This window comes from Porcibacter vitabionis, from assembly GCF_046263795.1.
Classification (GTDB): Bacteria; Bacillota; Clostridia; order Lachnospirales; family Lachnospiraceae; genus Lachnocurva.
Genome location: NZ_JBJYZD010000010.1, coordinates 102607 through 114927, shown reverse-complemented (window position 1 = coordinate 114927; position 12321 = coordinate 102607). Strand labels below are relative to the sequence as shown.

The following is a 12321-nucleotide window of genomic DNA, read 5'->3' as shown; positions in this document are numbered from 1 at the left end:
GAGACACTTCATATCGAAATTCCAAATGAGTATAGATAACTGCAAATAACAGTTTGTAGGGGAGTTCTGATACTCCCCTATAAAAATGGCTATTTATCAACTGTTTGTTGTGACATAGCCTTGTTATTAAAGCACCATTTGCGGGAGGCTGTCAAGTGGAAGTGAGACATTTCGATATATGAAAACTTTTCAAAATTATGCGTATTTCCTGTGGGCGGCAGGCCTGATTTCAGGTCGAATATTCGATATATGAAAACTTTTCAAAATCATGCGTATTTTTTGTGGGCGGCAGGCCTGATTTCGGGTCAAATATTCGATATATGAAATCTTTTGAGAATTATGCGTGTTTTTTAGGCTGTTTTATAGCATGAAAATGAAAAGATTTTCTATATCGAATATTATGGCTGATTAGGAGGCATTTCTGGGCACAGAACACGCATCATTTTGAAATTTTTTCAAATATCGAATTCCAATAAGGATCGGTGGTTTGGATACGTTTCCGATGCTGCAGGTAGGGAAGCAAAAAACAATTTTGCATAGATCTGGACTTCAGGTCATTCCATTTTGGGTGCCATGACTTGTGCCATCGACTTGTGCCCTCGACTTGTTCCATCGACAGTTGCCACCGACTCTGAAAAAAATATTTGCAATGTCATCGAAAGTTCTATATACTCCCATCTTTGACACCTAAAAAGCCGCAATCCCAGTATACATCTAGGATTCCGGCTTTGTTTTTATCTCGCGAAAAGCGTAATGCTGCGTAAACTTGTCTGAAATGGAAGCCTTGCCTACGGCAAGCCTCTGAATTTATGTGGTAGCCAGGCATCTATGTCAGACCTAAGTTCATATCCGCTTGATTACCTTTTTATCATGAGCCATATATCTGTCAAGGCTGCGAAGCACCGCTGTGCGGCTACGGCCTTGACAGATGTATGACTCATGAGGACTGTTTGACAAGCGGATATGAACTAAGGGTGTCCGTCTAGCGGACCATTTGTTATAACCCTTTAGTTCTTCTGATTATTCCTGCCATTGACTTAGGCGTTATCAGTTCATAGTCAGTCCTGAATCCTGCATTTTCGTGTAGAGAGTCAGTCAGTTGTGTTCTTGTATAGCTTGGTATATATCCCTGTTTTCCGACTTTTCTCATATCCATTTCTCTTAGAGTTTTTATTATCTCTTCGCAAGTGTATTTATCACCTAGTTTCTTTTCAAGTATACGGAAGATCATAAGTGCTATGAAACATGTTAGGAAGTGAGCTTCAATCCTGTCATCCCGTTGCAGATATACAGGTCTTGCTTCGAACTCAGATTTCATTATTCTGAAGGACTCTTCGATTTCCCATCTGTCATGGTTTATCTTTGCTATATCGGCAGGATCGTCATCCAGGTTGGTGCATACTGCATAGAAACCGTCATACCTTGCTTCGTCAGCAATGGCTGCTTCATCAAGTTCATACATGGCCCTGTTTGCAATCTCTCCATCGTTTGTAAATGGAGTTTTCTTTATGAATCGCTTTGCATCATTCTGTGAGCGTTTATCAGCTGAAGATGGCTTTTCGATAAGTTTTTTTGCTCTTTCTATCTGGCGGTTCCTTACAGTCTGTTGGTATTCCTTGTACTTAAGAGAATATGTAACAATAATGGTCTGGTCGAAGGTTATGTCACGTTCTTCGTCATAGCCCTCGATCAGCTTTTGCTTATAGAAAATCTTCTTCCTGTTCTCCGGAGTGTTATCAAGCTCTGATATATCATACTTTTTCTTGTTACCTTCAAGCTCCCAGCCTTTAGGATCAAGACACCAGTCCTTTAAATCTGCTTTAAGCTTTTTTATCGACTGGGTAGTTATGAAGCTTCTTTCACCATAGTTATTGAATTTCCTGTTTGCATCAGAAGAAAGCCCTGCATCGGTACATACGATGAACCTTGAGAGTTCAAAGTCCCGCATAATCTGCTGCTCCAAAGGCTTTAGAGATAACTGTTCATTCTGGTTGCCAGAATTGATACAGAATGCAAGTGGTATCCCTGACTTATCCATAAAAAGGCCCATCTGAACGATGGGATTGGGGCGGTGCTCTTTGCTGGGACCATACTGCTTCAATCCACCTTCATGCTCCATTTCAAAGAAGTAGTTCGTGCAGTCATAGAAGAGGACACCGGTATTTCTTTTCACAAGTTTCTTAGAACGTTTGTAAAGCTCTGCCTGTATCATGTCTGCGTTTTTAGAAAGCGTGGTAAGGGCACGATAAATCTGGTGGAGGTCAAACTGAGGCTCCTCTATGAGTTTCTCAGACTGCTCAAAGCAGGAGAGCTTTGATGAGGGGAAGAGTATTCTTCCATAAATAAGTCTTGAGAGTATGTTATCAAGATCATACTCGAAAGAATTCTCTTTCTTTATCTTCCTGCAGATGGAAGGCAGACCAAGCTGATAATATATCTGCTGCAGGAAGAGGTAACCAGCATTGAATGAGAGTCTTTTATCTTTATCGATTACTGCGCTGGTGTTGTAAGAAACAAGGACTTTATGATCTTTGGAGGCAGCCTCTTCACGCTTTCTTTTAATGTAATCAGCAGCCCATGCATCAGCATCAGAAACATGATATTTTTCGCATATTTCCGACGCACTTCCAAGATTTTCAATTATCTCTGTGCTTCTTTTCCCATTTCTTCTTACATCTTGTATCACATGGTAAGTGGGATTTGAGGATTTACCTTTCATTATGCGCATCTGTGGTACCTCCATAACACTTAGTAGATACTAATATTTTACCACTATATACGCATATACGCAATACACAATATTAGAATTTGTGCAAAAAATAAAGCCATCACTGGCTTCTGAGGATTTTGGGTGTCAAACTTCCGGGAAGCAAAAAACAATTTTGCATAGATCTGGACTTCAGGTCATTCCATTTTGGGTGCCATGACTTGTGCCATCGACTTGTGCCCTCGACTTGTTCCATCGACAGTTGCCACCGACTCTGAAAAAAATATTTGCAATGTCATCGAAAGTTCTATATAATAACATTCGATTGCTTCGATAGCTCAGCTGGTAGAGCACTTCACTCGTAATGAAGGGGTCGTCGGTTCGAATCCGATTCGAAGCTTTTTTTGTTACCATTTCGTCTTGAGGAGGCGTGTTATGACTGGATCTTTTTCTGATTTTGCAAAAAAGGGGAAGAACCCTCTGATTTTACTCTTGGCTTTTGTCGCGGCAGAGATCGTAGTATTTGCGATTTCCATTGCTGTACTCCATATTCCACCGGTAGCGGTCGGATGTCTCGTGGTCTTGGAAACAGTCCTTTCGGCGCTCCTTCGTAAGGTTCCTGTCTACATTCATGGTCTGGCCATCCTGGTCCAGCTGATCGTAGGTTTTGTCATCGGGAAGGCGGTTTTTGCCATACTGATCTGCCTCATCTATGTCTTTGCTCTGACACTTTTCACACTTTGGCAGGAGAAGGAGTGACGATTGAATCGGCGGAACTACCAGAAGGAACTGGATGTTATCATCGAAGAGAATATTGCCGCAGCAACTGTGCCGACTTTACTTCTGCACAGTTGTTGTGCGCCTTGCAGCAGTTATGTGCTGGAATACTTATCGCAGTATTTCGCCATAACTGATTTTTATTATAATCCGAACATCTCACCGGCAACGGAATACGAGTACCGCGAGGAGGAGCTGAGCCGCCTGATCCGGGAGATGCCAACCCGGCATCCGGTGACCTTCCTCTCCGGGAAATATGAACCAAAGCGGTATTATGAAGCAGTCAAGGGCTATGAAGATGCGCCGGAAGGTGGAGAGCGCTGCGAGATCTGTTTTCGCCTCCGCCTGGAAGAGGCGGCGAAAAAGGCCAAAGAACTGGGACTCGATTATTTCACAACAACGCTTACCATCAGTCCCATGAAGGATCCGGTCCTTTTGAACCGGATCGGTGAGGAGATGGCAGACAAGTACGGTGTCAAATTCCTTCCTTCCGAATTTCGAAAACGAAACGGCTTCAAGCGGTCGACTGAATTGTCAAAAGAATACGGCCTTTATCGGCAGAATTTCTGTGGCTGCGTCTTTTCCCGGATGGAAGCCGAAAAGCGGGAAGCTGAAAAGCGGGAAACCGAAAAGCGGGAAGCCGACATGCGAGAGGCCGAAAAGCTGGATATGGAGGACGGAAAGGCCGAGAAGCGAGAAAGCACAAAAGATTCATCAAGGAAGATCGTGCCTCCTATCGAAATATAGGATAAGAAATCGAAATATAAGAATAGAAATCGAAATATAGGAAAAGAAATCGAAAAATAGGAAAAGAAAGATAAGAAAAAGAAGAAAGAAGAAAGGCAGGAGAGAGTTATGGCTCAGTTATGGGGCGGGAGATTTACCAAAGCAACAGATGATAAGGTATATGCCTTCAATGCATCCATCGGATTTGATCAAAGACTTCTATCCGAAGATCTGGAGGGCAGCCGGGCCCATGTCCGTATGCTCGCAAAGCAGGGCATTCTGACAGAGGACGAGAGAGACCGGATCCTTTTTGGCTTACAGTCCATTGAAGACGATGTTCGGGAGGGAAAGCTTCTTATCACGGAGAAATATGAAGATGTGCATTCCTTCGTGGAAGCCAATCTGATCGACCGGATCGGATCGGTCGGAAAGAAGCTTCATACCGGCCGTTCCAGAAATGACCAGGTGGCTTTGGACATGCGTCTCTATACCAGAAAGGAAGTCGAGGCTACGGATTCGTATTTACGGTCTCTCCTTTCCACGATTCTTTCGATCATGGAAAAGCATACTTCCACCATTATGCCGGGATTTACTCATTTGCAGAAGGCTCAGCCCATCACCCTGTCTCATCATATGGGTGCCTACTTCGAGATGTTTAAAAGAGACCGGGAACGGATGGCCGATATCCATGAACGGATGAATTATTGCCCTTTGGGCTCCGGTGCCCTCGCAGGCACCACCTATCCTCTGGATCGGGATTATACGGCCTCGCTCTTACATTTCAAAGGGCCGACCGCCAATTCCATGGACGGAGTCAGTGACCGGGATTATCTCCTGGAATATCTCTCGGCACTTTCGATCATCATGATGCATCTGTCACGGTTTTCCGAGGAGATCATTCTCTGGAATTCCAATGAATACCAATTTGTTGAAATCGATGATGCCTATAGCACCGGATCTTCCATCATGCCGCAGAAGAAGAATCCGGATATTGCAGAGCTGGTCCGTGGCAAGACCGGCCGGGTCTACGGGGCCCTGATGGCCCTTCTGACCACGATGAAGGGCATTCCCCTGGCTTATAATAAGGATATGCAGGAAGATAAGGAGTTGTCTTTCGATGCTATGGATACGGCAAATTCCTGCCTGGATCTCTTTACCGGCATGCTTTCGACCATACGTTTCCGGGAGGACCGGATGAAGGAGAGCGCCCGTCATGGCTTCACCAATGCCACGGATGCCGCAGATTATCTGGTTCGGAAGGGCATTCCCTTCCGGGATGCGCATGGTATCATCGGTCAGGTCGTCCTCTATGGCATTGAAAACAAGAAGCCGATCGATGATATGTCACTCGAAGAGTTACGGCAATTTTCACCGGCCTTCGATGAAGATATTTATGAAGCCATAAGTATGGAAACTTGTGTCGATAAGAGACTGACGACCGGAGCGCCTGGCCGCAAAGCCATGGAAGAAGAGATCAAGAAGAGTAAGCAATATCTCGAGGATCATAAAGCCCTGGGCTTGTAATCGGACCCGTCTTTGGGATATGATAATGAATAACTCATGAATGCATGAGAACAATGCATGAGAACAATGCATGAGAACAATGCATGAGAGAACAAAGCATGAGAGAGCGTAGTATACTCTGCCACGCAGGATCATACACGCAGGATCATAGAAGGAAAAGGAAAAAGGAAAAGAAAAAGGAGAGCGTTATGAGTGAAAAATTAAGAGTCGGCATTCTTGGAGCGACCGGTATGGTCGGACAGCGATTTATCGCCCTGTTGGAAGATCATCCCTGGTTTGAGGTGAAAGTCGTTGCGGCAAGTCCCCGCTCCGCAGGAAAGACTTATGAAGAGGCTGTGAATGGCCGTTGGAAAATGGAGACCCCGATTCCGGAAAGCGTTCGGAATCTTACGGTCATGAATGTCAACGAAGTCGAAAAAGTCGCTGAAAATGTGGACTTCGTTTTCTCCGCAGTGGATATGTCCAAGGATGAGATCCGTGCCATTGAAGAAGCTTATGCCAAGACCGAGACACCGGTCGTTTCCAATAATTCGGCTCATCGCTGGACCAAGGATGTCCCTATGGTCGTTCCGGAGATCAATCCGGAGCATATTGAAGTGATCAAGTATCAGAGAAAGCGCCTGGGAACCAAGCGTGGTTTCATCGCCGTAAAGCCGAACTGCTCCATCCAGTCCTATACACCGGCCCTGTCCGCATGGAAGGAATTCGAACCCTACCAGGCAGTTGTTTCCACCTATCAGGCAATTTCCGGAGCCGGCAAGACCTTCAAAGACTGGCCGGAAATGGAAGGAAATATCATCCCCTATATCGCAGGCGAAGAGGAGAAGTCCGAGAAGGAGCCGCTTCGGATCTGGGGTAAGGTGGAAAATGGCGAGATCAAGCCGGCAGACAATATCCAGATCACATCTCAGTGTATTCGAGTTCCCATTCTTTATGGACATACTGCCACCTGCTTTGTGAATTTCAGAAAGCAGCCGACCAAGGAAGAACTGATCCGGAAACTTCGCGAATTCAAGGGCCTGCCTCAGGACCTGAAGCTTCCCAGCGCTCCGGAGCACTTCATTCAGTATCTGGAAGAAGACAATCGGCCACAGGTTGCTCTGGATGTGAATTTTGAACATGGCATGGGGGTTTCCATCGGCCGCCTGCGCCCGGATTCCATTTTCGACTGGAAGTTTGTCGGTCTCTCTCACAATACCATCCGCGGAGCAGCAGGCGGCGGTGTCCTTTGCGCAGAACTTCTGACTGCAAAGGGCTATATTGAGAAGAAGTAAGGATCGTATCCGGTTAAGTCTGATGGAGGATCATTCGTAAAAGATAGACCGGTCCGTTCGAAGGAAACTGTAAAACATGGAATGCTGTGGAAAGTCCGAAGCTAAGACGATTCACAGCATTCTTTTTCTGCTTGAGGGAGGAATATGGGAAAGAATCTTTTTATCGCCGAGAAGCCGAGTGTGGCCCGGGAGTTCGCCAAGGTTTTCTCGGAAAAGATGACGGACCATACCGGTTATCTGGAGTCAGAGCGTATCGTCGTGACCTGGTGTGTGGGCCATCTCGTGACCATGAGCTTTCCGGATGCCTATGACGAGAAATACAAGAGATGGCGTCTGGATACCCTGCCATTTCTCCCGGATCACTTTCTCTATGAAGTGATCCCGTCCGCAAAAAAGCAGTTTCAGATCGTTTCCGGTCTTCTGAACCGGCAGGATGTCAGCCGGATCTACGTTTGCACCGATAGCGGACGAGAAGGAGAGTATATCTATCGCCTGGTCCGACAGGAAGCCCATGTCCATGACAAGGAAGAAAGAAGAGTCTGGATCGATTCCCAGACCGAAGAGGAGATCAAGCGGGGCATTCGGGAAGCCAAGGACTTGAGCGCCTATGACCATCTGGCGGATGCCGCCTACTTAAGAGCCAAGGAAGACTATCTCATGGGGATCAATTTCTCCCGCCTTCTCACCCTCCGCTATGGCAACGCTATGGCATCCTTCTTCCACGAACGCTATGCCGTGATCTCCGTTGGCCGGGTCATGACCTGTGTTCTCGGCATGGTAGTGCGAAGAGAGCGGGAGATCCGGGATTTCGTGAAGACCCCCTTCTATCGGGTGGTCGCCGAAACACCTGCTCTGACTGCCGAGTGGAAGGCCGTCGAAGGTTCTCATTATGATAAGTCGCCCCTTCTCTATAAGGAAAACGGCTTTCAGAAGGAAGCCGATGCCATCGGACTGATCGAATATTTGAGGGATCATGCGGCAGAGAAAGCCAATGAAGCGCCCGAAAATCCGCCGTCCGGATCAGCTTCCTTCCCGTCAAAAGAAGATGCAAATGTAAACCCAGGCCTTATATTTGACGAAAAGAAAAATACTCCCCTGGCGCTTGAGGGTAAAGTGACCGAACTTAGTAAAAAGAAGGAGAAGAAGAATCCGCCCCTTCTTTATAACCTGGCTGAGCTGCAGAGTGACTGCTCCAAGCTTTTTAAGATCAGTCCGGATGAGACCTTGAATATCATCCAGGAATTGTATGAAAAGAAACTTGTGACCTATCCCCGAACGGATGCCAGGGTCCTGTCCTCTGCGGTGGCAAAGGAGATCGATCGGAATATCCGGGGAATCTCGGTCCTGCCCATGTTTCATCAGGCAGCGGATTTCATCCTTCAGAATGGAAGATATAAAGGGATCGGAAAGACGAGATACACGGATGATAAGAAGATCACCGACCACTATGCCGTGATCCCGACCGGCCAGGGTCTGTCCGCCCTGAAGTCTCTGAAACCCCTGTCGGCTCATGTCTATGAGATCATTGTCCGGCGTTTTTTGGCAATTTTCCTGTCGCCCGCAGAGTATCTGAAGATCAGTCTGACCGTGGATTGTGAGGGCGAGAAATTCTTCGCTTCCGGGAAATATCTGGAGAAGAACGGCTACCTTGGTATCATGAATTATTCCTTCACGAAAAAAGATCCGCCTGGGGCGAAGGGAACAGAGAAGAAAGCGGATCCGGCAGAGGAGGACCCTTCTTCTGACGGGGAGGAGAAGGATTCCAGACAGGAAGCCAGAGCCTTCTTCGAAACCTTGAAGAAGGGCGGGAAAGTACAATTTACTTCTTTCGGTGTCCGGGAGGGCGAGACCTCCCCGCCCAAGCGCTATAATTCAGGCTCCATGATTCTTGCCATGGAAAATGCAGGCCAGCTGATTGAAGATGAGGAACTCAGGGAGCAGATCAAGGGCCAGGGCATCGGAACTTCTGCTACCCGGGCGGAGATTCTGTCCAAACTGGTTTCGAATCGTTATCTGAATCTGAATAAGAAGACACAGATCATAACGCCGACGCTTTCCGGAGAGATCATCTATGATATTGTAAACGGGTCCATCCCGTCCCTCTTGGATCCGAAACTGACCGCAAGCTGGGAGAAGGGATTGAACCTGGTGGCAGAGGGAGAGATCACAACGGAAGAATATATGGAGAAACTGGAGAGCTTCATTAAGAGGCGAACCGCTTTTGTCATGAAAAACGGCTCTACTGCCGGCCTCCAGCAGATCTTTCGGAGGGATGCCCGGTTCTATGAGAAAGAGCTGAAGAGCCGGATTGCCCGGGCGGATCATAAGAAAGCCAAAATAACAAAAGCCAAAATAACAAAAAAAGGAGAATAAGAAGATGGAAGAAGCAAAGATCAAGAACATGTACGACCTGGACCAGACCATTGCAAAGGAACTGTTTTCCGGGAAGACCTATCCCTGGGAAGTCCTGCCGGAAATCGGAAGTTTTCTGGTAAAACTGGGCGAGAGTCTGGATCCTTCGATTTATGAAAAGCGCGGTGAAAATATCTGGATCGCAAAGTCCGCGAAAATCTATGACGCCGCCAATATCTGCGGCTCCTGCATCATCGGTGAGAATACCGAAGTAAGACCGGGAGCTTTCATCCGCGGCAATGCCATTGTAGGGAATGACTGTGTGGTCGGCAATTCCACCGAGCTTAAGAATGTGGTCCTCTTTAACCACGTTCAGGTACCGCATTACAACTATGTCGGAGACTCCGTATTGGGCTATTTTTCTCACATGGGCGCAGGCTCCATCACATCCAATGTCAAGTCCGACAAGACGCTTGTCATCGTCAAGGACCACTATGAGAAGGAAGAAATAGAGACCGGCCTGAAGAAATTCGGCGCTATGCTGGGAGATCATGTCGAAGTCGGATGCAATTCTGTCTTAAACCCCGGAACCGTCATCTGCCCGGACTGCAATGTCTATCCGACGTCCTCTGTTCGCGGCGTCATTCCGGCCCATCATATTTTCAAGGACAAAGAGCATATCGTTGAAAAGCATGCCTGAACCTAAAGAAAAACATGAAATACCGGTATTTACTATGGCTTTCCATCTAGACAGTTGGAAGAATTTGTAAGATAATAATTCCGTGTGTACGGAATTGAATCGGGTACTTCTGCTGGACTTTTTCTGCTCAGCAGGTCCTGTCTGTATTCGATTCCATGTTCGAAGAAAGGAGTTCATGAATGAAATACACAGCAGAAGTTGAAAACATGTGCCCCGTAACAAAGGGTGCAAAGCATGAGCCTGCTCCAATTCCTGAAGAAGGAAAATGGGTACATGCGAAGAAGATTGAGGATATTTCCGGTTTTACACATGGTGTGGGCTGGTGTGCTCCCCAGCAGGGTGCTTGTAAGCTCTCCCTGAATGTAAAGAATGGTGTCATCGAGGAAGCTCTGATCGAGACCATCGGATGTTCCGGAATGACTCATTCCGCAGCTATGGCAGCAGAGATCCTTCAGGGAAAGACCATTCTCGAAGCTCTGAATACCGACCTTGTCTGCGATGCAATTAACACTGCTATGCGTGAGCTTTTCCTGCAGATCGTTTACGGACGTACTCAGTCTGCATTCTCTGATGACGGTCTGTCCGTAGGTGCAGGACTTGAGGATCTTGGTAAGGGACTTCGTTCTCAGGTTGGTACCATGTACGGTACCAAGGCAAAGGGCGTTCGTTATCTGGAGATGACCGAGGGTTATGTAACAGAGATGGCACTGGATGCCAACAATGAAGTCATCGGTTACAAATATGTATCTCTTGGTAAGATGACCGACTTCATCAAGAAGGGCGATGATCCGAATACTGCCTGGGAGAAGGCAAAGGGTCAGTACGGCCGTATTGATGATGCTGTTAAGTTCATCGATCCTCGTAAAGAGTAATTAAGGAAAGGAGATACAAATGGCTTTATTTGAAAACTATGAGGCACGTATCGATCAGATCAATGCCGCTCTGAATAAATACGGTATCAAGGATATCGAAGAAGCAGAGAAGATCACTAAGGATGCCGGCCTTGATGTATATCACATGGTTGAAGGCATTCAGGGTATCTGCTTTGAGAATGCCAAGTGGGCTTACACCGTAGGCGCAGCAATCGCTATCAAGAAGGGCTGCCGTCGTGCAGCTGATGCTGCAGCAGCAATCGGTGAAGGTCTTCAGTCCTTCTGTATTCCGGGTTCTGTAGCAGACCATCGTAAGGTTGGTCTTGGCCATGGTAATCTTGGTAAGATGCTTCTGGAAGAAGAGACCGAGTGCTTCTGCTTCCTGGCAGGTCATGAGTCCTTCGCAGCAGCAGAAGGTGCGATCGGTATTGCTAATAATGCAAACAAGGTTCGTAAGAACCCTCTTCGTGTTATCCTGAATGGTCTTGGTAAGGACGCAGCTCAGATCATCTCCCGTATCAACGGATTCACCTACGTCGAGACTCAGTATGATTACAAGGCTGCTAAGCTGAATATCGTTTCTGAGACTCCATTCTCTAACGGTCCTCGTGCTAAGGTTAAGTGCTATGGCGCTGACGATGTACAGGAAGGTGTTGCTATCATGTGGCATGAGAATGTCGGCGTATCCATCACCGGTAACTCTACCAACCCGACACGTTTCCAGCATCCGGTAGCAGGTACTTACAAGAAGGAGAGAATCGAAGCTGGTAAGCCTTACTTCTCCGTAGCATCCGGCGGTGGTACCGGACGTACTCTTCATCCGGATAACATGGCAGCAGGTCCTGCTTCCTATGGTATGACTGATACTATGGGACGTATGCATTCCGATGCACAGTTCGCAGGTTCTTCCTCCGTTCCGGCTCACGTAGAGATGATGGGTCTGATCGGTATGGGCAACAACCCTATGGTTGGTGCAACCGTAGCTGTAGCCGTTTCTGTTGAAGAAGCAGCAAAGGCAGGAAAGTTCTGATTTAACCGAGACTGGAAAATTCAGAAGTAAATAATAGAGGGCATGTGAAAATATTGTTTTCACATGCCCTTATTTTCTGCTTTTCTAGTTTGTCATCGTCAAATATCGTGATGGAAGTCATTTTTTCATTTTACGATAGTGGTAAGGCTTGTCTAGAGGGCGATTATCGTAAGAGAAGTCACTTTTAAAAAATCCGATAGTGAAACACGACCCTCACTATCGGATTTTCCAACTCGCTTTGTATTACGATAAATGAAGCTGGAATCAGCCGAATTTCAGGTCATCACTATCGTTTTTTTTCAATTCGCTTTGTATTACGATAAATGAAGCTGGGATTAGCCGAATTTCAGGTCATCACT

The 12321-nt window shown here is 46.7% G+C and carries 9 protein-coding genes and 1 tRNA gene; 9 read left to right on the top strand and 1 reads right to left on the bottom strand.

From position 1 onward, the window contains the following. Positions 1-997: 997 nt before the first annotated feature. Positions 998-2728: an IS1634 family transposase gene (locus ACKX2L_RS08700; RefSeq protein ID WP_497551268.1), complete on the bottom strand. Its 1731-nt coding sequence runs from the start codon at positions 2726-2728 to the stop codon at positions 998-1000. Between the two features lie 306 nt (positions 2729-3034). Between ACKX2L_RS08700 and ACKX2L_RS08695 the strand changes: the two genes are divergently transcribed. The 9 genes from ACKX2L_RS08695 (at position 3035) to ACKX2L_RS08655 (ending at position 11962) form a co-directional block, all read left to right on the top strand. Further along, a tRNA-Thr gene (locus tag ACKX2L_RS08695) sits at positions 3035-3107 on the top strand. A gap of 35 nt (positions 3108-3142) precedes the next feature. After that, positions 3143-3466, top strand: a complete 324-nt coding sequence (locus ACKX2L_RS08690; protein ID WP_497551269.1) for a hypothetical protein — start codon at positions 3143-3145, stop codon at positions 3464-3466. A gap of 3 nt (positions 3467-3469) precedes the next feature. After that, a complete protein-coding gene (locus ACKX2L_RS08685; RefSeq protein ID WP_497551270.1) occupies positions 3470-4231 on the top strand; it encodes an epoxyqueuosine reductase QueH in 762 nt (253 codons plus the stop codon). 108 nt (positions 4232-4339) lie between these two features. Further along, a complete protein-coding gene (gene argH / locus ACKX2L_RS08680) occupies positions 4340-5734 on the top strand; it encodes an argininosuccinate lyase (protein ID WP_497551271.1) in 1395 nt (464 codons plus the stop codon). Between the two features lie 188 nt (positions 5735-5922). Then, the gene (gene asd, locus ACKX2L_RS08675) at positions 5923-7008 is read left to right on the top strand and encodes an aspartate-semialdehyde dehydrogenase (RefSeq protein WP_497551272.1); all 1086 of its coding nucleotides are present in this window, start codon (positions 5923-5925) and stop codon (positions 7006-7008) included. Between the two features lie 144 nt (positions 7009-7152). Then, positions 7153-9381: a DNA topoisomerase gene (locus ACKX2L_RS08670; RefSeq protein WP_497551273.1), complete on the top strand. Its 2229-nt coding sequence runs from the start codon at positions 7153-7155 to the stop codon at positions 9379-9381. 4 nt (positions 9382-9385) lie between these two features. Then, positions 9386-10060, top strand: coding sequence for an LbetaH domain-containing protein (locus tag ACKX2L_RS08665; RefSeq protein WP_497551274.1), 675 nt, complete (start codon positions 9386-9388; stop codon positions 10058-10060). A 179-nt stretch (positions 10061-10239) separates the two neighbouring features. Then, entirely contained in the window at positions 10240-10932 is a 693-nt protein-coding gene (locus tag ACKX2L_RS08660) for an iron-sulfur cluster assembly scaffold protein (protein ID WP_497551275.1), read from the top strand. 19 nt (positions 10933-10951) lie between these two features. Then, on the top strand, positions 10952-11962 hold the full coding sequence (locus tag ACKX2L_RS08655) for a GGGtGRT protein (RefSeq protein ID WP_497551276.1): 1011 nt from the start codon (positions 10952-10954) through the stop codon (positions 11960-11962). Positions 11963-12321 lie beyond the last annotated feature (359 nt).